Here is a 22,291-nt window from a genome sequence, read left to right as displayed (position 1 = left end):
GGGTTTAAAAATTCAGGGTTGCTCTACTGAGTCTATTTTGTCTTTTTCAGTGCGCCATTGAAGCCGATATGAACCCGTGCAATCCATGGATACGTGTTCTCCGCCTGTGCGTTTCCGGTTACAATCTTAACGGCAACGGTTCCATACGGCAGTGCCGGAACGGAGTACGTATATTTATCGACGGGGTTATCTTTATCCTTCGAAATCTGGCTTGGATAAGCCTTACGATGACTTTTCACAACGGCACCTTCGGGCAATGATTTCCAGGCAGTTCCATCAGTGGAGTAGAGCAGATCTATACTATCTACCTTGTCGCTGAAGGCGAAAACATCGATCCATTTCAGGGCGTCGGCGCTATATACTAACTCAGCAGAACCGCTTCCAGCGACACGTTCGGCCTGAAAAAAATCTTCTTCCGTTTGCCGAAGTCTCGGCCATGATTCGGTGCTGATTTTAAGATTTTCGGAATGCGATTGAGCCAGCGAAAAATCCTTCAAGTTATCCATCGCCATGCTGGTTGCAGGTGTTATCGGGCCTATTACGTTCGACGCGGGTGTAATACCTGACTCATTCTTGCCTTTAATCCGGTAATAGTATGATTTACCCGAAACAACGTTGTTGTCAGTAAACAAGGGGTAATAATAGAGGTGGTAACTAATGTCCAGATCACCGCTGATATTCTGCCAGGGACCTTTTAACGTAGTGGCCCGTTCTACTACGTAGTACCTTGCCCCCGGTGAGCACCGCCATTTCAACGCCACCGCATCGCTACGTATACCTGGATACAAATACGGCGCATCGGTTGGAGCAGGCAGCGCAGGTTCTTTTTCTCCTCTGATTTTATAGCCATAGGAGCGGATCAGCATCAGGTTTTCCCGTTCGTTGAAGTAGTCGCCACTAGCAAAACCGGGCCAGCGACTGCCACCCCACGAATAGGCATGAAATAGCGCGTGTCCACCAATTCCGCCATTATACTGCGGTTTCATCAAACTCCAGAGCAATGCCCCGGTGGTACCCGTTTTATAAACCTGTTCGAGTACGTCCTTGAATCCGTCCAGCTTCTGAAACTCATCGATAATCATCGGACGTTTGCCTTTGCATTCGTTCCAGAGTTCGGTTACGGTGTTTCGGTAGTTGGGGTACTGGCGGGTTTTTACGATGTCGATTTTTTGGTTGTTCGTTACTACGTCGTTGACGTTGTCTTTCATCTGCTGCACACCATTTGCCCGACGCGGATCGGCTAGCAAATGATTCGGGTCAATGCTTTTCAGATAATCGGCCATTTCCGAAATCCAGGCGCTCTTGCTGTTGGGCACTTCATTCCCGAATTCCCACGCCATGATGGCTTTATCGTTTTTGTAAAGCTGTCCCGTAAACTGGTTCTTCCGGTTCACAAACACACGTAGCAAATCCTTGAAACCGTCCTTTACGGCAGACGTAGCGTAGTAATCGCCACCGCCATAGAGCTTGCTAAACGATTCGGTAGAACCCCAGAATTTATTTTCTTTTACCAAGCAAAGAATGACCCGAATTTTGTACTTATTCGCCAATTCCAGCATCTTGTCGATACGTCGGAATGCCGTTTCATTGTACGAACGTGGGCCGGAAACCAGTGCTTCAAATTCGCCCGTACCATCTTCAACGGTGATTCCCCAGGTCCGAATGGTGTTAACGCCCATCTGCGCCATATCCTTAAAATAGGCTTCCATTTCATAGGAAAGCTCCATCGGGTCGTAGATGTAGCCACTCGCCGAATTCGTGTTTTTGTAGCCGTCGTATTGCCCGGTAATGTTGGGCGTATTTACTGATATGAACCGGAATACTTTATTGCCATCCTTCAGCTTATCGCCTTCTCTTGTAATAAAATGAGTAAAAGCTTGTCCGCTGGCATTAAAGGCCAACAGCAGCCCGATGACGATATAAATAAACCTTACAGTCATTAGAAAAAGAGTTAAACCAAACGACTACGCAACTGATAATCAGAAACAATCAGGTAGCTAACAAGGGTCGGCTACCTGACCAACCAACCTATGTAAAATCGAATGGATAATGAATAATGTAAAATGGGTAATGCAGGAAATTCAAACAGCCAGAAACCATTTTACATTATTCATTATCAATTATTCATTCTTTTAATACCCCGGATTCTGATCGGTAGGCACTATGGCCTTGTTGTAGTTCAGCTCCGATACCGGTATGGGCCAGAACAGATGCTTGTCGGCAACGTCTTTGCCAGTTGCGGCTTTGATTATTTGTTTCAGTCTGGTGGCGCCCAGCCGTTTCAGATCGAGCCAGCGTTTGGCTTCGTACTGGGTTTCGTATCCGCGCTCTTTCAGCACCAGATCGTTGAACGTAGTGGCGGTGAAATCGGCCAGTTTAAAATCGACGGTCGACGTAGCGGTTGGCGTTTTGCCATAAGCCCGACGATGCACCTGATTCACAGCGTCTACTGCGGCTTGCGTTGGTCCATTACCAGCCCGGCTAGCGGCCTCTGCATAAAGCAACAAAATGTCAGCGTAACGATATACCGGAAAATCGTTACCAGCCCCGGTGCCTGTAGCTGCAATCGGGTCCGAAAATTTCTTACAGAGAATGCTGTTTTTGCCCAAGCCAATGTCCCAGCTATACCAGAAAGCCGCTTTTCGTAGGTCGGCACTATCCCAATTTTTAATAACCGGATTGGTTTCAGTATCACTGTAATGCGCGTAAAAACCACCTGCTCCGTGCAACCGTGAGCCGGGATGATGCGCAAACATTGCCAGATACATGCCCTGATCATTCTGACGGGTTTCTTTCAGGTACCAGATTTCTTCAGGCGTCGTAACAACCGTTGGCCCAAAAATCTTTGTATCGAATTCAGCCGCCGTCGCTACCGGAACCAGCGAAAACAGATTGGATTTGATGATTTCGTCGGCTTTATCACGCGCTTCAGCATATTGATTTCTAGTAAAATAAACCTCAGCGAGAGCCGCTTTAGCCGCCCATTTCGTTGCCCGTCCAACCTGTGCACCTTTATCGGGCAAGTTGGTTTCAGCTTCTTTCAGATCACTCAGAATCAGCGTGTAAACTTCTTCGGCGGTGTTCCGTTTTACGTTCGGTTCGTTCAATTGTGCTTCGGTACGTATTGGCACACCGCCCCAGTTACGAACGAGCCAGAAATAGGCAAACGCCCGTACATATTTGGCCTCCGCTACGTATTTCGTTACGTCGGCCTGGCTAATATTTGCGCCTTTCGGCGCGTTCTGAATCACCAGATTGGCGTTACGTATCGCCAGATAGAACAGCCGCCAGCCATCGTCGGTACGTGGAATATTGGTGCTGTTGAGGCCCTGAAAATCGCTCAGTACCTGATAGCTACCCCGGCCATAACTGTAATCTGTATACGCTTCGAGCTGAGCGCCTAACTGGCCCGTAATTCCGTTGGTTGCCCGAAGCTGGGCATAGGCCGCATTAGTAGCGGCTTCAACTTCACTGGCGGTGTTGTAGAACGTTTCTACAGCCACTGCTTTGGGCTTCTCAACCAGCACCTCCTTACACGAAAGCAGGCCAAGAAACGGGAGGAAGAATAATATCTTTTTCATGATCAATTTTGAATGAGTGAATGATAGAATGATAGAATGGTTTTGCGCGTCAGTTATTCACACATTCTATCATTCTATCATTCAAAATTAAAACCCAACCCGTATACCAAATGTGACTGCTTTCGACGTAGGATAGCTATAGTGATCGATACCCTGACCGATAGCGTTGGCTCCGCCCTGTGAGTTAGTTTCGGGGTCCCACCACGAGTATTTCGTTAAGGTCAGCAGGTTCTGTCCGCTGGCATAGATTTGGGCCGTCCGCATCCAGGTTACACCCAGGGTCTGCAACGGCAGATCGTAGGCCAACTGGATGGTTCTCAGTCGTAAGTACGACCCATCTTCCACAAATCGGTTTGAGTAGTTGTAGCTATTGGCGCGGGAAATAACCGGATACTTAGCGTTTGTATTCGTTGGTGTCCAGTGATTGAGGTAAACTTCACGTGGCATGTTCAGACCGAAACCGTAGTCGAGCGTATTGTTGATCGAACTGACATTGACGAGGTTGTTGCCCTGTGTTCCCTGAAAGAACGCAGTCAGTGTAAAACCTTTGAACGACATGGTTGAATTCAACCCGTAAATAAATTTGGGGTTTGGGTCACCGATGACGGTTTTGTCCTGCTGATTAATGACGTTATCGCCATTCAGATCTTTGTATTTCACTCGTCCCTGATCGGTATAACCATCTTCCACGTAGCCATAGAATACGCTCATTGGCAGACCTTCACGTAGCAGGTTGGCGGCATCGCTGATCAACGTAACACCCACGCTTCCGCCCAGAATATCCTGTCCTCCTTCAAGTTTAACAACCTTGCTGCGGTTGAAGGCAATATTGCCGTTCAGATCCCATTTAAACGCTTTGTCGATCACACGAGCGGTCAGCGCAACTTCCAGCCCTTTGTTCTGAATCTCTCCTACGTTACGTATCGTGCTTGTGAATCCGAATCCACTTGGCAACTGCACCGTATTAAGCAGATCGCGGGTGTTTTTGATGTAATAATCGAGTGTCAACTGGAAGCGATTGTTCAGGAATCCGGCATCGATACCAAAATCAAGTTGCTCGGTCGTTTCCCATTTCAGGTTACCGGGCAGTTGTGTTCCGGGTGCGAACGTATTGAAAAGTGCATCATCGAACACGGTTTTTCCAGCCGACAGGTTATTCAACGTAGCGTAGGCACCAATGGCCTGACTTCCTGTTAAGCCCCAGCTTGCACGGGCTTTCAGATCAGTCATAAACGATACGTTCTTCATGAAATCTTCTTCCGAAACACGCCATGCCAACGCGCCCGAAGGGAAATAGCCCCACTTGTTGCCTTCGCTATACTTTGATGAACCATCGGCCCGAATGCTGGCTGTAAACAGGTATTTGTTATTGTAGCTATAGTTCACCCGACCCAGATACGACAGTAATGTGCTGAACGAATAGCTCGTTCCGGGAATACCGGGTATAGCCGCCGATCCTAGGTTGGCGGTTTCGGTAATATCGCTGAGGAAACCTACGCCCGATGCGTTCAGCGATTTGTTCATGAAATCCTGATACGTAAAACCAGCTACCGCCGAAATGCTGTGCTTCTGGCCTATGGTTTTGATGTAACTAATCGTGTTTTCACTCAACAGGCTCATACCGCGCGAACTCGATACGCTGGCGCTGCCCTGAGAGTTGATAAATTTAGTAGTGGTATACGTATCAGTTTGGTCATCGCTGTTTTCGATACCGCCCGAAATTTTGATCGATAGCCCATCGAATGGCTTGAATGTCAAAGCTGCATTTGCCAGTACCCGGTTTGCATCAACGTTATCCGTAAACTGTTCCAGATAATTCAGCGGATTGATCAATACGTTGGAAATGAACGGATACGCCGTTGCCAGCACGCGATAAGATCCGTTATCGTTGTATGGAGTAAGCGTTGGCGGAGCCGAAATAGCCGCCGAAATCAACGTACCGCCCCGGTTGCCACCGCCCGAATTCTGGCGGCCTGTCGTAATTTTCGTTAACGTAGCACCGTAGCTCAGGTTGAACTTTTTGCTAACGTCTGTCGAAATATTGGCGCGAATTGAATATCGATTGTAATCACTGCCCCGGATAATACCGTCCTGTTTGAAAATACTTCCACCTACCGAAAAGCGCGTTTTTTCGTTGCCGCCACTAACCGTCAGATTATGGGTTTGCATAGGTGCCTTCTGGAACACAAGATTCTGCCAGTCGTACCCTTCGCCGAAGCTATTGATCTGATCTTGTGTAAAATATGGAGCTACTTTATCATTGGTAGCCTGTTCGTTGTAGAACATGGCGTACTCTTTGGCGTTCATCAAATCGAGTTTCTTACGGAGCGACTGAATACTGTAACTACCTTCGTAATCGACGGTCATCTTGCCCGATTTACCCTGTTTGGTCGTGATAATCACCACACCATTTGCTCCGCGCGACCCGTAAATGGCCGTTGCCGATGCATCTTTCAGAATTTCAATACTTTCAATATCGGAGTTGTTAACAATGGTTGGGTTGCTCCCCGATGTCGGAAAACCATCCACTACGTAAAGCGGCTCATTACTTCCCTGAATCGAATTTGTTCCGCGAATCCGTACACTGATAGCAGCACCCGGAGCACCCGTATTTTGTGTTACCTGTACGCCCGGTGCCCGACCCGATAGTGCCTGTAATACGTTCGTGGCTGGAAAGGCATCAATCTCTTTGCCTTTTACCTGCGCAAGTGAGCCTGTTAAGTCTGATTTCCGAACCGTGCCGTATCCTACAACCACTACTTCATCCAGTTGCCGATCATCGACCGTCATTTCTACGTTAATAGTCGACTGACTTCCTACCGAAACCTCCTTTGTCAGGTAACCAACCGATGAAAACACCAACGTAGCGTTTGCCTGATTGCCAATCGAGATTCGGTAATTTCCGGTGGCATCGGTGGTTGTTCCGGTTGTTGTTCCTTTCAGCGAAACCGTTGTACCAGGAAGCGAAACTTTATCGCCAGCCCCCGTCACCTGCCCTGTTACAACCGATTGAGCCCACCCAACCGAGCAGCTAATCAGAGCAGTTAAACAGACGCTCATCCATCTGCATATAATTTGTTTCATTAGGCTTAAGAGGGTTTAATTTATATATTATAAAATTCAATTTTATTTCACTGCAATTCTAGGCATACAAATAGGTTCTCTCCAAATTTTTTCTGTTTTTTTTATAAATATTATATGATTGACTTCTTACGACCCCAGTCCGATAAGCACAAAAAAAGGGCCGAAGCCCTAGAGTGATACGCCATAAATCATTATAATTCAATCATTTATCTACTCAAAACCAAACCAACTAAATGCTACATAACCTTTTGTCCAGTCATAGCCTATATTGGTATTCAGGCAGATAGGTGTTCATACACCTGCAACTAAAGCTATTTGGGAGAGTATAACTCATCAGCTATGAGCCATACTAAGTTGAGTGGCCAATTAATAAATGGATTCTCATTTAATTTTACAATATAAAATTAATTTTATCAACAAAAACACAATACTTGACCACTACGCTTATTTAAGACCAGTTCCAATTACGCTTGCAGATGGCGGAACAGCTAGAGCGGCTCCACCGGCTTCGTCGGCGCCGATGTCAGGGTTGCCCGATCGGGGGTTACCGTCGTAATCAATTGTGATACTGGACTGTGGCAGGCCTGCTTTTATACATGAGCTTCCGGTCTGTAAGTGATGCTGCGCACTTAATTTGGGATCGCCTTCAATACTGTGTGCATCGAAACCCGTAGCTGATTTCCACTGTGCAAACGTCTGGTCACGTTTCTGACGATTTTCGTACAGAGGGGATTTATTAGGGCGATAATACCGATTGTAGTCAATCTGACTAGTACCCGCCAGCGATTCAGCCTTATCGTCTTCATAATACCGAATTCGAATCATCGGCACATCGCCCGTTTGTGGTTGCACAAAAACGTTATTCAATACTTTTGCATCGCGGTTGGATGGCGTACGTAGCGCACCCGAAGCGCCTACATAGGTTTCGCCCCGGCTGATGTACAACACGCCATACGTATCGCTGCCAACGTTCACAAACGTATTGTTCAGCACCTGCGGGCGAACCGACGCAATTAGACCTACTCCACCCCATTTGGCGTTAACAATGATGTTGTTACGTATCACCATGTCGAAGGTTTCGATGTATTCGGTGTTGTCTTTACTGAACCATTCCTGATCGGTGTTGGTGTATCCAGCCACTACGCCAAGTTCCCCACAATTCATAATCAGGTTGTTCTCGATAACGCAGTTTTTGGGGCCACCTTTGGCATACAGTCCGTTGGTCGAAATGTCGTGGATGTAGCAATTACGTACTATCATTGCTGAACCGTTTACGTTGTCTATTGCTTCGGCATTGTTGGCCGATACGTTGGCCGGGCCAACACCGGAGCGGTAAATCTCACAATTAAGGATTTTAACGTTATCGCAACCCGATACGATTTTAATACAGTCGCGACCTGTATCGTGGATTTTACAATTTCGAATGGTAATATCCCGGACGCTACGTAGCACAGGTTCGCCGTTTTCCCAGTTGTTTTCGAGCTTGATACCGTAGTAATAACCACCAATAATTTCCAGATTCTCAATGAGTCCGCCCACGATAGTTGGTTCGCGATACCAGATTGTCGATGCTATATCTTCGTTGTTGGTTACGGCCTTGATAATTGCCCATTCGCCCGGATACGAACGTAGTGTCAGATTGCAGGTCATGATTCGGAGTTCACGGCTTTCGTGCGTTCCGGCCCGTAGCTCGATAGCATCGCCCGGTTTGGCCGAATCGACAGCTTTCTGAACCGTTTTCATGGGTTTCCCTAACGTACCATCGTTGTTGTCGTTACCGTTTGTTGATACGTACCACGTTCGGGGATTAGGATTGGGTTCGCTACAGGCAAAACCGGATGGATTCCCATTCGGGTTTGTTACGTTCGTGCTATCGGTTGGGTCTGATGGGTCGATAGTGGCTTTTTTACATTGTGATAGCGATAGGCATATAATCAAAACTAGCGCAAGGTGTGGAATTAAGTATTTCATCGTTATTGAGGGATATGATCTGCTATTGGGAGTGAGCGATGAAATTGTCTCAGATAGCTATTCACCAAAGCGAACAGTTAAAAGTCTCACCGTTCTATTTTAATATCGAATGTGAACGTAGCGTTACCGCTTCCTTTCGTAGCCTGTGCCTGCGTAAAGCGAATGAGTCCTTTTTTGCCCTGCTGCGTTCGGAACGACCACAAATACTGCGTGAGCGGGGCCGACGTATTCAAATCAACCAGTGTTTGTACCAGTTCCGTTTTTTCGTCCGCCGATGCGTCAAATGTCCAGGCTCGGCGAAGATCAGCGGCATTGTTGAATGTAGTCCATTGAGTGGCCGGAATGTTGGTATAGCGCAGGAACGTGCTCTGAAAATGCGGCCATTTTTGCTGTTCGATATTCGGCCAGATGGTGTAAGCCCCGCACGATACGCCACAGTTTTTGACCGCTCTAGGCCCAGCAAACCACGGCCCCGAGTAATAATCAAACACTACGTCGATGTCGTAAGCAACCGATGCACCTTTTGCAAATGAATAGAACGTACCATTGTCGAGATCCAGCAGATTCTTTGTCTGCCCATCATTCGACTGACCTTCTTTCAGATCGACTTTCAGATTGTTGAATGTTGCTACGTCGGGGCTGGCCGGTAATTCACGCTGGCTCAGCAACGCCGACTGCGCCAAACGTGTATCGCCCGTAATGCCGACATCGAACATACATTGGCCCAGTTCGGGCTGACGCGTTACGCCAGCCGCCGTACAAACACCTTCGGCCCAAGCCAGTTTTTCGGGGTCGACCACGGGAAACGTTTTCGGGAAATTCCGGTCGGTATATGAGTCGGTATTTTTCCCCGACTCATATACGAACAACGACGTAGCATTTGTAACCCGCCAGCTATCGGCAAATACGCTGTGAATGGCAGCAAAGGTAGGTTCAACGGCAGTGCCGTTGCTCAGAAGCAAGTCATTACCATACGTTCCATCGTAATTGCCCATTAAACCTGTGACCTGCTTTTTCCGGGCATCGCCCAGCATTACCGAATAATCCAGATAGGGCGTGTTCCAGTAAATAATAACCCCTTCGTTCTGTGCATTACTGAAAACCAGCTTATCGGTTCCGGTTAGTTGAAGTTTATTACCTCCGCTAAGTGTTGTCTGGGCGAGTGCCGACAGAGCCGTTTCTTTTTTATTGACAAAAAGGCGTGGAGCTTTAAGATCTGCCGGGTTCGCCAAAAAACAGATTTCGTCGCTTCCCAGTTTAGCCGCTACGCCCGTGTTGACCGCAGCCCGGCCAGTTTTGTAAGCGTCTTCCTGCCGAGCCTGCACTTCCAGATTTGTTCCCTTAGTAGCCACAAACTCGCCAATTGCCTGAAAGCCGTAGGTGCCGCCACCATCGTGCATACGCAAATGTGGATCACCCGACGAGCCACCTTTGCCAGTTGCCCGATTAAAAGCATCGCCCAGGCGGTCGTAAATACCACTGAAAATATCACCAATATCACGGGGGCCACGGTTGGTACGTCCGGCTTGTGCAGCGGCTCGGGCGGCTTCTTCGCGAGCGGCCCGTTGAGCATCGGTTTCTCCCTGCGTGCTACGTTGTCCGGGCGATGCGTTCGACGGCATGGGCGACTTTAGCGTTTCTGGCAGATTCATTTTGTACTCAGGTAACGCTCCGGGCTGAGGGGCAGGACTATAGAAATAAGAACTGTGGTATCGTCCGTCGGTATAGCCCGGCGACTGGAGCTTCTGGGCCTGTGCGGGCGTAGCGATGATAGCAGCTAGAAACTTGCCAAAATCAAACGGTTTATAGGTGTTGTGCAGCTTCGCAAGAGTGGTTTCTTCACCGGCCAGAACGCCCCAAATGGCATCGACTCCTAAACTTTTTGTGGCCGAATAGCCCGCCACTTTCGTCAATCGACTAACCATAAAATCGGTCATTGTCGGAAACGTTTTCACCTGGGCGGCTTTGGCGGCAATGTCGGTATTAGCGGTTTGAATGGCCGCGTCGATTGTTGTCAGGCTGGTGTTCGTAAACGCTACGTATTTTCCTGCCCCATATCCCACCACGCCCCCATCGGCATACGTATCAAATCGGAAGTCGAGAATAGCTACACCTTTATTTTGTGTAGCAGCTTCGGTACATTCGATAATGAGCTGGTGATACCGGATTTCTTTCGGTCCATCGGACGTAATAGCCGGATCAGTTTCTGCCTGTTTGCACGATTGTGGAAATAGAAGGAGCAATAGGGTTCCCAACCCAAGCATGGCCCCATGCATGACACGTGACACAAACGTTTTCATACCTATTCGTTGTTAGTTATCTCTTTTCAATTGCTGCCACCTGACTAGCCAACGACTGCGATTCTAACACAGCCAGCCGCTTCATAACCTGCTCCAACTGAGTTCGTAAGAGCTGGTTGTCGGCCTTCAAAGCCTCTGTAGCCGAATCGGTTGTTTTTTTCAATTCCTTCACGGCCTCAACCAGATGCGGTACAAATCCGGTGTAATCGACACTCATAAACCCGTTGTCGTCAGTGCGAACCAATTCAGGGAAAATCGGCTGTATTTCCTGTGCAACGAAGCCCGTTTGCAGACCCGGCATTTTGACTTCTTTCCAGAAATAATGCTGCCCCTGCACGCTGGTAAGTTTAGTTAACGAGCCCGTTAACGGTTCAAAATCGCGTTTCAGTCGTTGATCGGAGCAAAGAGCGATGGCCGACCGGGAACAAATAGACCCCGAATAGATATTCATTCGCAAAATCCAGTCGCCGAGGGGAAATCCATAAATACCCAGTTCGTTATCATCCCTCATGCCAACGTATGCCTGAGTCGTTGGAAACCCCGTCGTAAATGTTTTAAGGTTTCTGAACTCAATACCTGCTGAGCGAGAACCATCCCTTCCGCCTTCAACTAGAATTCGCCCTCCCACAAAATGCCCCGAATAACGCCCATACATCGTCTCAGCTAATAGAGCCGAACCACCTGAGGTCACACGGGAATTAAAGGCTCGGATAGTTCCATAGAGATCGCTGCTTTGTACACTGATCCCCGCTCCCGATGTCTCATCAGCAGTATTGGAGATATGGACTAGTGCGTTAACGGCACTACCCTGAATACCAACTATTCCATCGAACGCGGTTCCTTCAAAGAGGGTCGTTCCGACGATATTCGTAAAACCCTCTATTCGATTACTAGCCCCCGCTATTCGTATATTTCCCGCCACATCCAATTTGTAGGTCGGGTTAGTTGTACCAATTCCGACATTTCCATTGGCTAGAATCGTCATGCGGGGAATGTAGCTGGTCGAAAGCAAAAGATGTTTAGCCGGTTGCCCCGACGCGGATGGCGGCACACCAATTTCAAGACCATGATATCCTGCCGAATTGAAAGGATCGGTGGTCCAGGTACGGATAAAGCCATATTCGCGCATCTGTCCGTTAGGATCAGGTTCGTTAACATTCCGAAACAGTATGTATGGATTTACGCCGTCTATACGCATCGCATTCTCATCCGTAGCCGATACGTTGAATCGGGCCGATGGCGTCTTTGTGCCAATACCAACGTCGCCGTTCTGGTTCAGAAATAGATTTTGCGCCTGCGCACCAGTCCCGATGCTCAGACTAAGCAGGAATAGTACAGAAAGTTGTTTCATGAAATCGTAGGTTATAGTCGCACGTATTTGATAACCAGCCGATTTGCTTTCGTAGGATTGGGCATTTGCGGATTAGCCGCATAGTCGAAATCCCAGCTCATGGTGTTGCCACTGAAGCTGAGCTTGTAGTCGGCATCAGGTAGGCTTTTGTCGGGTACGGTGATACGTAGTGTGCTTCCCGTTGTTGACCATCGGCCCGCTTTATTCATCCGTTCGATGGTCTGTTTCATGGCTCCGCAACTTTCTGGTACGTTCACCTTCATGGTACCATCGGTCAGAAACGTATACGTAATGTCGGTGGTGCAGGGCATGGCTTTCGTGAGTCCGGGGGTCGAGTCTTCGGTTTTGCCAGTTGCTTCGGTCAGAATCATGGCGGTACGCTTCCAGGTACCCACTACGTTCTGCGCCAACAGTGGCGAAGTCGATACAAACAGGAGAATCAGAACTAAGGTTTTCATCAGTCTAGGGTTTGGATGATCACTGAACACGTGAAAAATGAACGGTAATTTTTTTATCGTAACGCGGATCAGAACTAGTCGAATAACCTGATCCTGTGTTGGTTATGAACGAAAAAGTGAATATCAGCGTCAGATTATCGTCCTGCCATGTACCACCTTCAAGCCCTGACAGTATCTTGAAATTGTTACGTAGTTGCCGCGTTTCATCCTTTGTTTGAAAGTGAACGACGTTAAGTTTATGCCCGTCTTCCGTTTTTACGTGGCCGTCGAATTCGTAATCTTCCTGTCCACGCTGGCTGGTTACCGTAGCCAAACCGTCGAAGTGTTTTTTATCGCTTCGAGAGCCTAAACCGCTACGTTTACGGGTTCGCTTACCCGCTTTTTTTGACCGTTCTTCGTCCGTCATTGGCTCCACAATGGTGAGCCGAATGGTTTTTGCTACGTTGTCAGGATCACGAAACTCCCCCTGCCACGTACCGACCAGTAGTTTGGCATTTTCGTCTTGGCTATACGCCCACGGGCGATCTTTCAGATCAGAATAGTAGCTAACGTAGTATTTGCATTCGTAAACCGCCCAGCTAACCCCCGATAACGTCAGTAGAATCAAGAGAAATTTAACGCCTTTGCTCATTTCCCGACCTGATAAATGGCATACAAAAGTGCTTTGCTGATACGTTGGCTGGCTTTTTTGCCCAAGTGCCCCTGTCCGTCGCTATCCACGCCGTTTACTTCCGATGGGTCGGCAGCACTGGCGCGGTTTTCCTGGCAAATGCGTGGTACGTTGTTTTGCTGGCAGCTTCCTTCGTTGGTTTCAACAGCCTGTAAATCAAACACTACGTCGGTAGCTTTGAACGTATCTTTCATCCACTGACCTACGTTGGCTTTGGCCGCATTGCCTTCTTCAGCCGTGGTCGAATACACCAGTGGGGGTGTCATGTGCACAAACCGAAGGCCGGGAATCTGTTGCCGAAGGTCATCCACAAACGCTTTATAAGCCGTCTTTACCTGTTCACGATTACTGTCCAGTACATCGGCATAACCGAATTTGAACACGGCAATTTTCAACGTGGCTTTACTACGTAGCGCGGCTTCTTTAAACACCCGAATTTTCTCGTAAGGATTGCCATTCGGAATACCGCCAACATCGACGAAAATGCCACCCCGAAGTCCTTTTCCTTCGGCTCCTTTATCGACCACGTCTTTCGGGCCAAAGTATTCAAACGAAATCCCGTTGGCTTTGGCACCTTCTTCCAAATCCTGTCCGACAGACTGGTGCAGAAAAAGGGTATTCCAGTTTTTGATACGTCCTTTCTCAGTCGCCGACAGATTATCCCAGGCACTTATACCATTAGTACCCACTACGCCCGGTTGCCCAGTGCCCAATGCTACGTTACCAACGGTCGTTGGGTCAGTTGGATTGGACAGATTAGTGGGAGTCGTCGGATTGGGATCAGGGGTTGTATTATCGCCTTTGCTACAAGCGAGCAAGCTGATTATCAGGAATGCAGCTACAGATGGTGACAAGACAGATCGGATTGATCGGATTGCGCTCATTGGTTTATATTGTTTATGCAAACGTCAGCGTCGTTTGGGTGGATATGGTGGTAAAAAACGGCCAATTTGTTCGACATGGGAACGAAAAGAGGACTGGTTTTCCTGATGGGCTTACACAACCGGCAGCGGTCCTAAAAACGAGACATGTATCATGACGAATTGGCGTTGATGGCTCGAAACTGCTCACCTTTAACCACGCACACAACTGTCCCTCGACTAACGACCATTTGAATCGACTAACAACAGGTGCCTTTGAGCGAGCGGTTAGTTTTGTACCCCCAAAGCCTATATCTTTGGTTACAGACTGTCCGACAAGGAAATGTCCCCCAGCACCTATTCTTGCGTTATTGTTGATGACAACGAGATTGATCGGTTAACAGCCCTTGCTCACGCCCGGCAGTATCCGATTCTCGATATAGTTGGCGTGTTTAGCTCAGCCACGGAAGCCTTGCCATTTCTGATAAATCGGCCAGTTGACGTACTGCTACTCGATATTGATATGCCCGAACTGAGCGGATTGGCGTTACGGGCAAATCTGATGAATTTACCGGTTTGTGTATTCATTACGTCTTACCCAGATTATGCCGCCGACAGCTTTGCCGTCGATGCATTCGATTACCTGGTAAAACCGATCCGTCGCGAACGCTTTGCCCATACCATGAGCCGTGTGGCGTCTTTTTTTGAGTTGACCCGCAAGGCCCAACTGTTTGATTTGAGTCTTGGTGCCGATACTATATTTATCAAAGACGGCCATGAGCAAATTAAGCTGAATCTGCATGATATTGTGTATCTGGAAGGGTTGAAAGACTATACCCGCATTGTCACAGCGACGCATCAATATACGGTGCTGTCATCCATTGGAAATCTGTTGCAGAGCAAACCGTTCCAGTCCTTTTTACGTATTCACCGGAGTTACGCCGTGCAACGCCATTACATTGACCGGGTTAGTGCACAACAGGTACAAGTTCAGCAGTTTACGCTACCCGTTGGAAGGAGTTACAAATCAGTACTCAATGAGATCGAATGAAACGATTAGCAGTAAACTAACGATTTACCAGATTCTTTGCTAATGAACCCCACCCTAAATCTCTCCCCCGTAGGGAGGGACTTTACCTCTAACTTTTTGAAGTCCCTTCCCCTTAGGGTGGGGTTTGCTCGACAACTCTTCGTCATCATTTTACTAATTCTCTCCTGCCCTTCTTTTGCCCAAAAACAAGGGCACGCCCTCATTGATTCGCTGGTTGCAGAACTACCCAAAGCTGTCAACGACACAGTGAAAGGGCGGCTATACCGCATTATTGCCGACGAATGGTCGTTTACCAACGTTGATCAGTCGCTGCATTACAGCCGGTTGGGGTTGCAACACACTACCCACATGAAATGGCAGCGGGGAATCGGCGTATTCAACATGTATGTTGGCCGAGCCTACAGTGATAAAGGCAACTACGACTCCTGCCGTCATTATTATCTAAAAGCAATTGCGATTTATAAAAGCCTGAACGATGCGTGGAATTTGGCGAGCACAATCAATAATCTTGGCGTGGCCGAACAGAACATTCGCTCCGATTATCCAGCCGCTACACGCTATTATTTCGAGGGCCTTAAACAAGCTGAAGTGATAGGCGATAATTACCTCATTGGCCTGTGTTTAGATAACATTTCGGAGATTTATCGGATTCAAAAAAATTGGGAGAAAGCACTTGTATTCGGTCAGCGAGCGCTAACACATCGACAAAACAAGCGTAATCCAGACATCAACCTACGGCGTGAACTGGCCGGAGCCTTAAGCAGCATGGCGGCTCTTTATTGCCAGATGGAAAACTGGCCTAAAGCGCGACAATATGGTTTTCGGGCATTGGCCGAGCAACAAAAAGTGGCTAACAATCAGGGATTAGCTAAAACATACGGCAACCTGTCGATCGCCATGGAGCAGGATTATCCGAAAAAAATTGAGTACGCCCTAAAAGCCAAACGTTTATGGGATGAAACAAATCCCCGTCATCTGGATGCGGTCTCTAACCTCGCCAATCTTGGCGTAGCTTATTTTGATCTGGTACGTAGCCCCGGCCCAAACACCGCTACCATCCAGCCTACAAGCCGAACTGACCGTTTGACGTTGGCGGAACAATATTTGACTGAAGCCATTAAGCTAAACGCCGATAAAGGCGAGGTGGGTGATCAGGCTCATTTTCGTGGAAATCTGGCCGAATTACAAGCCTTGACGGGTAATTACAAAGGTGCTTACGAGAATTTTCGGGCCTATCAAAACGTTCAGGATTCATTGTATTCGCAGGAAGCTAAGAATAAGATTGCCGGATTGGAAGGCAAACGCGAAATCGAATTACGTGATAAACAACTCGAAATCAGTCGACTGGCTATTGCGGCACAGAAACGCCAGCAACTGGCGATGCTTGTCGGCTTGGGTTTGTTGGCCGTAATCGGGGGACTGCTGTACTGGCAAAATCGCACCCGCAAACGTACCAACACTACGTTACTGCATTTAAATCAGGAACTTGATGAAGCGAATCGGGTCAAGGCCCGTTTCTTTGCCATTCTGAGCCACGACCTACGTAGTCCAATTGCCAACCTGATTAGTTTTCTGCATCTCCAGCGCGAAAATCCCGATTTACTTCCTGTCGATCAGGTAGCACGCCACGAGCAAAATATCACCGAAGCTGCCGAGGGATTACTCGAAACGATGGAGTCGATGTTGTTATGGAGTAAGGGCCAGATGCAACAGTTCAAACCCGATAAGAAGAGTATTCCCATTGCTACGTTGTTCGGTTACCTGCAACGGTTTTTTGCGAGCGCTCCCAATGTACGTATCACTTTCGACACGTCCGATGAGCTACAGGTTGCCAGCGATGAAGATTATCTACGCACCATCATGCAGAATCTGACCAGCAATGCCATCAATGCGCTGAAACAAACGCCCGATGCGCATATCCATTGGCAGGCCTATTCTGAAAATGGACAAACTGTGCTCTCAATTACAGATAACGGCCCCGGCCTTTCGGAGAGCAAATTAACCGCGCTCTATAGTGATGATGCGGTTATTAGTGGCAAAAGTGGGCTTGGCCTGCATCTGATTCGCGATCTGGCTCGCGCCATTGCCTGCCAGATTAGCGTTCAGTCAAAACCGGGAAGTGGTACGGAATTTAAGTTGGCATTTTCCTGAACCTATCCAATAATTTACTCCTCAACTTCCTTTCGCTTTTGTTTTCGGCGGGAAATCTGAAACAGGTTGCCGCCAGATTCCTCCGGAGTTTGATCGCCCAGAAGAATTCCCCATGCCCGAAGACTTTCGACACGGTCGAAGATAACTTTCATAATGGCAATGGCAGGAATGGAAAGAAACATACCTGAAACACCCGCCAAGGCTCCACCAATTAATACGCCCACAATAGAAACCAATGCATTGACACGCACCTTGGAAGCCACAACGAGAGGTACAAATACGTTGTTATCAATAAATTGAACCAGAAGAAAAATGCCAACAACTCCCAAAATGACCGATAATTCCGGGGTGTTGCTGAACGTAACAAGTACCGTTAGCAACGTAGCAACCAGTCCGCCGATGTAAGGAATCAGGTTGAGAATGGCCGCCATAACACCCAGCAAAATTGCGTATTGAACCCCCAGAACCAGCAGACCAACCGAATTAAGAATGGCAACCAGCGTTGTTTCAATTAATAAACCAACCATGTAACTCTGGATAACCGCCTTCACTTCGCCCAGCACTTCACGAACTCGTTCTGTATGCTTTTCGGTAAATAGAACAATGATGAAATGAAGAAGCATGGTCCGATAATACAACAGCAGAAAGACATAAATCGGAACCAGTGTTAACGTTCCTAATGGCCCCGTAATAACGCCCAGCGTATCCGAACTTTGCAGCGTATCAAGGGTTTGGGCCTGCGCTTTTTGTAGATATTGATTTTGCTGTCGGTAGCTTACATTGTATTCCTGACGAACCCAGCGCTGAATTTTATGAAAGGAATCGTTTAGGTTCTGGCGAATTTTTGGCAGATCGTCTGCAAAATTCGACACCTGCATGGATAGTAAAATAGTTACCCCCGATACGATAAGAATCGCTATCAATAAGGCAATGCTGATGGCAACTACTTTGTGCATCCCCCACCGCGTGAATCGGTTTTCAATAGGTCGCAACAGTACCGCGATCAGCCCCGACATGGCAAGCGGCACCAGAATATCCTGACCCAAATAAATACCGGCTGTTATAATGGCCAGCGCAAGCAGCGAGTGAGAAAACTGGTGGTAATGTGGTGGAGGTAGTGTTTTGGCAGACATGAACTATTTTTAAGTGAAAATCAGGGTAATACATCAGAGTTCCCCAATTACACACTCAACTTTACAGCTATCTTTTTGTTTGCCAAACCACTATTCCGACGTAGCGTTTATCACCTTATTTTTTAAGAGCATTACGTCGATAGAAAACAAAGCCATTTTCTTCACCCGTTTTCCGAACATCGGGCAATGAATCCAGCAACGTAGGTTGTACTGAAGCCTTACGGACAAATAATACGTCCTGATCGATTTTACCACGTAGCAGCCAATCGGTGTCATAATACTTAGGGTTCTTGACAGGCAGTTTTTTCGTATAGAAAAACGGGCCGTAGCTGTGGTAACCAAACGTTTTTACGTAAACGGACTGCCCTTCTGCCTGCTCGAAAAAACGCATGGGCGCATCCTGTGCAATTCCTTCAATACGTCCGATAAACGACCAGAGTGTGAGCGTAACAAATACCGCCGATCCTATAAATAACATGACCGAAGCCCGTGCTACATTATGGCTATTGTACCAGATTAAGACCAGAATTAGCACAAGCAGCAACCAAATACCAGGCAGAATTTCCCAGCCCGACCAGTTGACAGTAGCCGCCAGATTGCCCTGCGTAAATGGATCCTGATCGGCAATTGACTTGACCAGATCCATACGGTTTTTCGCCAATAACGGCAGACCAACGGTTGCTACAATGAAAATGCCGCCAATGATGAGCAAACCAGTCCATAGCCAGTTGTTAAACTGAATCTTACGTTCTTCCAACTGCAACAAAGTCAGTGCTGCAAAGTAAGTTAGCGGGAGGTAGCAAAGCGATGAATAATGGACAATTTTCGACTGAACAATACTGAATAGAATCAGTACAACCCAGAACAGAATAAACATCCACTGCCGAAAATCGCGCTGGTAATTCCGTTCGATAAACAGCGAGCCGAAAGCCCGAATCGCGAAAATAGATGCCGGAAAACAGCCTACAAGCAGAATAATAAAGTGAAAGCCCGGAAATCCGCTGTGTCCAGCGTCGGGTGTGCTGAACAAACGAATATTATAAGCCAGAAATTCGCGCATCAAGGCAGGGCCGTGCAGGTATACATCGACACCATACCACAACAACGAACCTGCTGATGCCATCGCCGTAAAACCCAGAAATTGCAAAGGTGTAATGAACCAGCGAAACCGATTGAGCAGCCAGTAAACAAACAGCACCAGACAAACTATAAGATAAGCAACAGGCCCCTTTGTCAGAACAGCAAAACCAATCATTAACCCGGCCAGCACGATGTAGTGCCACTCGCTTTTAGGAACGGTCATAGCTCCTCCAAGCCGTTCGCGCTTCCAGGAGGCAAGAATCAGGTTAACTAATCCGACGAAAATAAATAGATTAAAAAATGGGTCAATAATGCCGGAACGCGCGTAAAGATGTGGGGTGATTGAACCCAGATAGGCCAACGCCCATAACAGGCCGAACCGATGCCCATGCAGTTTGTAGCCAAGATGGTAAACGTATACCAACGTAATGATACCGCAAACGGCGTTGGGGAATCGGGCAGCAAATTCATTGACCCCAAAAAGCTGCATAGCGATTGCCTGAAACCAGAAAAATAAAGGCGGTTTCTCGTGAAATGGCTTAAAATCAATGTGAACGTGCAGGTAATCGCCCAGCACAATCATTTCGCGGGCACACTCGGCAAAGTTGATTTCGTCCCAGTCGAATAGGCGAACGCTGCCCAGAAACGGAAGAAAAAACAACGTACCTAATCCAATCAGAACCAGCGAATAAAAAAGTTTTTGATTCATTAACGCGCGTATTGATAGTCGTAAGCAGGTTTCCCAAATGGGAAAGAAGCGTAAAAATAGAGGAAAAAAGATTGCCGGGATTCCCGATATTCGCGCCGACAACTTCGTTTCAGTTTACAGCGATTGCCCAGACTCTATTTTTCTGTCCCCTCGCACGGCCGAAAAATTGCAGCCGGATCACTCCCTGAAAACTTTAAACTGCAAACCAGCACCCAATCATGCTTGCCAATCATCGCTTTACTACGTTACCAGCTTATTCGCAGCTACAGGCTCACTACGCTAGTTTGAAAGAACGTCATCTGCGCGATTTGTTCGCCGAAGACCCCGAACGTTTCACTACGTTCTCTCGTCAGTTTGAGGATATTCTGCTCGATTTCTCTAAAAACCGCATTAACGCCGAAACACTACGTCTGCTCATTGAGCTTGCCGATCAGGCCGAACTGAAAAGTGCTATCGGCAAAATGTTTTCGGGCGATAAAATTAACCAGACAGAAGATCGGGCCGTTTTGCACGTAGCACTACGAAATCGGTCGAATACGCCAATTCTGGTCGATGGAAAAGACGTAATGCCGGACGTGAATGACGTACTGGCACACATGAAATCGTTTACTGAACAGATTCGGTCGGGCGAGTGGAAAGGGTATACTGGCAAAGCCATTACCGACGTAGTGAACATTGGTATCGGCGGTTCTGATCTGGGCCCGGTCATGGTCACCGAAGCGCTCAAACCGTATGGTGACGACAAGAAATTGCGTGTTCATTTTGTATCGAACGTCGATGGTGTACATATCTATGAAACCCTGCAAACGGTCGATCCCGAAACAACGCTCTTCCTGATTGCGTCTAAAACATTTACCACACAGGAAACCATGACTAATGCCCAAACGGCACGACAATGGTTTCTGGATGCAGCTAAAGATGAAGCTGCCATTGCCAAACATTTTGCGGCTCTATCGACCAATCAGAAAGACGTAGAGAAATTCGGAATTGACCCGGCCAATATGTTTGGTTTCTGGGATTGGGTTGGCGGCCGGTATTCACTCTGGTCGGCCATTGGGCTTTCGATTGCGCTCTACGTTGGTTTCGATACGTTCGAGGAATTGCTCGACGGTGCTCATGCTATGGATCAACATTTTCAGAGTGCTACGCTCGACCAGAATTTACCAGTTATTCTGGCACTGGTTGGTATTTGGTACAATAATTTCTTTGGTGCTCAAACCGAAGCGATTCTGCCCTACGACCAGTATATGCACCGTTTTGCGGCTTATTTTCAGCAGGGCGATATGGAAAGTAATGGTAAATCGGTAGACCGCGACGGCAATCCAATCGATTACCAGACCGGGCCAATTATCTGGGGAGAGCCGGGCACTAACGGTCAACACGCTTTTTATCAGTTGATTCACCAGGGCACAAAGCTGATTCCCTGCGATTTTCTGGCACCAGCAATCAGCCAGCGACCCATCGGTGAACATCACAAAATTCTGATGGCTAACTTCTTCGCTCAAACCGAAGCATTGATGAACGGCAAAACGGAAGAAGAAGCGGCCAGCGAATTACGGAAGGCAGGCAAGAGCGAAGATGAAATCAAAGCACTGGCTCCGTTCAAGGCTTTTTCGGGCAATCGACCAACCAATTCTATTTTATTTAAAAAGCTGACACCTCGTACACTTGGTAGCCTGATTGCGCTTTACGAACACAAAATATTTACCCAAGGCGTTATCTGGGATATTTTCAGCTTCGACCAGTGGGGTGTTGAACTTGGCAAACAACTGGCTAACCGTATTCTACCTGAATTACAGGATGATGCAACTGTTAGCACCCACGACAGTTCGACAAACGGATTGATGAACACCTTCAAGGCAATGCGCAGCGAATAAAAGCTTTATCCGGTT

General features: G+C 47.7%; 14 protein-coding genes. 3 read left to right on the top strand and 11 right to left on the bottom strand.

What is annotated here, in order from left to right:
* Positions 1-32 precede the first annotated feature (32 nt).
* The 9 genes from ACYVD4_RS11625 to ACYVD4_RS11585 form a co-directional block, all read right to left on the bottom strand.
* Positions 33-1,940 (bottom strand): glycoside hydrolase 5 family protein, encoded by a 1,908-nt coding sequence (locus ACYVD4_RS11625; protein ID WP_460945664.1) that lies wholly within the window; start codon positions 1,938-1,940, stop codon positions 33-35.
* A gap of 192 nt (positions 1,941-2,132) precedes the next feature.
* Entirely contained in the window at positions 2,133-3,581 is a 1,449-nt protein-coding gene (locus ACYVD4_RS11620) for a RagB/SusD family nutrient uptake outer membrane protein (protein WP_460945662.1), read from the bottom strand.
* Between the two features lie 87 nt (positions 3,582-3,668).
* Positions 3,669-6,665 carry a SusC/RagA family TonB-linked outer membrane protein gene (locus ACYVD4_RS11615; RefSeq protein ID WP_460945660.1) on the bottom strand — a complete coding sequence of 999 codons (2,997 nt, stop codon included), beginning with the start codon at positions 6,663-6,665 and terminating at the stop codon, positions 3,669-3,671.
* 444 nt (positions 6,666-7,109) lie between these two features.
* Positions 7,110-8,636 (bottom strand): right-handed parallel beta-helix repeat-containing protein, encoded by a 1,527-nt coding sequence (locus ACYVD4_RS11610; RefSeq protein WP_460945658.1) that lies wholly within the window; start codon positions 8,634-8,636, stop codon positions 7,110-7,112.
* A gap of 86 nt (positions 8,637-8,722) precedes the next feature.
* The gene (locus ACYVD4_RS11605; protein WP_460945656.1) at positions 8,723-10,936 is read right to left on the bottom strand and encodes a VWD domain-containing protein; all 2,214 of its coding nucleotides are present in this window, start codon (positions 10,934-10,936) and stop codon (positions 8,723-8,725) included.
* 16 nt (positions 10,937-10,952) lie between these two features.
* On the bottom strand, positions 10,953-12,287 hold the full coding sequence (locus ACYVD4_RS11600) for a tail fiber domain-containing protein (RefSeq protein WP_460945654.1): 1,335 nt from the start codon (positions 12,285-12,287) through the stop codon (positions 10,953-10,955).
* Between the two features lie 11 nt (positions 12,288-12,298).
* Positions 12,299-12,745, bottom strand: coding sequence for a lipocalin-like domain-containing protein (locus ACYVD4_RS11595; RefSeq protein WP_460945652.1), 447 nt, complete (start codon positions 12,743-12,745; stop codon positions 12,299-12,301).
* 19 nt (positions 12,746-12,764) lie between these two features.
* Positions 12,765-13,376 (bottom strand): hypothetical protein, encoded by a 612-nt coding sequence (locus ACYVD4_RS11590; protein WP_460945650.1) that lies wholly within the window; start codon positions 13,374-13,376, stop codon positions 12,765-12,767.
* Positions 13,373-14,299, bottom strand: a complete 927-nt coding sequence (locus tag ACYVD4_RS11585) for an SGNH/GDSL hydrolase family protein (RefSeq protein ID WP_460945648.1) — start codon at positions 14,297-14,299, stop codon at positions 13,373-13,375. The genes ACYVD4_RS11590 and ACYVD4_RS11585 overlap by 4 nt, the downstream gene beginning before the upstream one ends.
* A gap of 319 nt (positions 14,300-14,618) precedes the next feature.
* On the opposite strand from ACYVD4_RS11585, the gene ACYVD4_RS11580 reads away from it, so the two are divergent.
* Positions 14,619-15,326 carry a LytR/AlgR family response regulator transcription factor gene (locus ACYVD4_RS11580; protein ID WP_460945646.1) on the top strand — a complete coding sequence of 236 codons (708 nt, stop codon included), beginning with the start codon at positions 14,619-14,621 and terminating at the stop codon, positions 15,324-15,326.
* Between the two features lie 96 nt (positions 15,327-15,422).
* Entirely contained in the window at positions 15,423-17,477 is a 2,055-nt protein-coding gene (locus ACYVD4_RS11575; RefSeq protein WP_460945644.1) for an ATP-binding protein, read from the top strand.
* 14 nt (positions 17,478-17,491) lie between these two features.
* Here ACYVD4_RS11575 and ACYVD4_RS11570 read toward each other — a convergent pair whose 3' ends face one another.
* Positions 17,492-18,610 (bottom strand): AI-2E family transporter, encoded by a 1,119-nt coding sequence (locus tag ACYVD4_RS11570; protein ID WP_460945642.1) that lies wholly within the window; start codon positions 18,608-18,610, stop codon positions 17,492-17,494.
* Positions 18,611-18,725: 115 nt separating this feature from the next.
* The gene (locus ACYVD4_RS11565; RefSeq protein ID WP_460945640.1) at positions 18,726-20,399 is read right to left on the bottom strand and encodes an ArnT family glycosyltransferase; all 1,674 of its coding nucleotides are present in this window, start codon (positions 20,397-20,399) and stop codon (positions 18,726-18,728) included.
* Between the two features lie 218 nt (positions 20,400-20,617).
* Here ACYVD4_RS11565 and pgi point away from each other — a divergent pair, with 218 nt between their 5' ends.
* Positions 20,618-22,276 (top strand): glucose-6-phosphate isomerase, encoded by a 1,659-nt coding sequence (gene pgi / locus ACYVD4_RS11560; RefSeq protein ID WP_460945638.1) that lies wholly within the window; start codon positions 20,618-20,620, stop codon positions 22,274-22,276.
* Positions 22,277-22,291: the final 15 nt, after the last annotated feature.

The organism is Spirosoma daeguense, assembly GCF_054776875.1.
Note: the sequence above shows the minus strand (reverse complement) of the source record. Positions and strands in the feature narration are given on the sequence as shown.

Coding starts and splice junctions, on each gene's coding strand:
- ACYVD4_RS11595 (WP_460945652.1), bottom strand. CDS start 12,745: ATGAAAACCTTAGTTCTGATTCTCCTGTTTGTATCGACTTCGCCACTG.
- ACYVD4_RS11570 (WP_460945642.1), bottom strand. CDS start 18,610: ATGTCTGCCAAAACACTACCTCCACCACATTACCACCAGTTTTCTCAC.
- ACYVD4_RS11620 (WP_460945662.1), bottom strand. CDS start 3,581: ATGAAAAAGATATTATTCTTCCTCCCGTTTCTTGGCCTGCTTTCGTGT.
- ACYVD4_RS11605 (WP_460945656.1), bottom strand. CDS start 10,936: ATGAAAACGTTTGTGTCACGTGTCATGCATGGGGCCATGCTTGGGTTG.
- ACYVD4_RS11590 (WP_460945650.1), bottom strand. CDS start 13,376: ATGAGCAAAGGCGTTAAATTTCTCTTGATTCTACTGACGTTATCGGGG.
- ACYVD4_RS11610 (WP_460945658.1), bottom strand. CDS start 8,636: ATGAAATACTTAATTCCACACCTTGCGCTAGTTTTGATTATATGCCTA.
- ACYVD4_RS11625 (WP_460945664.1), bottom strand. CDS start 1,940: ATGACTGTAAGGTTTATTTATATCGTCATCGGGCTGCTGTTGGCCTTT.
- ACYVD4_RS11580 (WP_460945646.1), top strand. CDS start 14,619: ATGTCCCCCAGCACCTATTCTTGCGTTATTGTTGATGACAACGAGATT.
- ACYVD4_RS11600 (WP_460945654.1), bottom strand. CDS start 12,287: ATGAAACAACTTTCTGTACTATTCCTGCTTAGTCTGAGCATCGGGACT.
- ACYVD4_RS11585 (WP_460945648.1), bottom strand. CDS start 14,299: ATGAGCGCAATCCGATCAATCCGATCTGTCTTGTCACCATCTGTAGCT.
- ACYVD4_RS11615 (WP_460945660.1), bottom strand. CDS start 6,665: ATGAAACAAATTATATGCAGATGGATGAGCGTCTGTTTAACTGCTCTG.
- pgi (WP_460945638.1), top strand. CDS start 20,618: ATGCTTGCCAATCATCGCTTTACTACGTTACCAGCTTATTCGCAGCTA.
- ACYVD4_RS11565 (WP_460945640.1), bottom strand. CDS start 20,399: ATGAATCAAAAACTTTTTTATTCGCTGGTTCTGATTGGATTAGGTACG.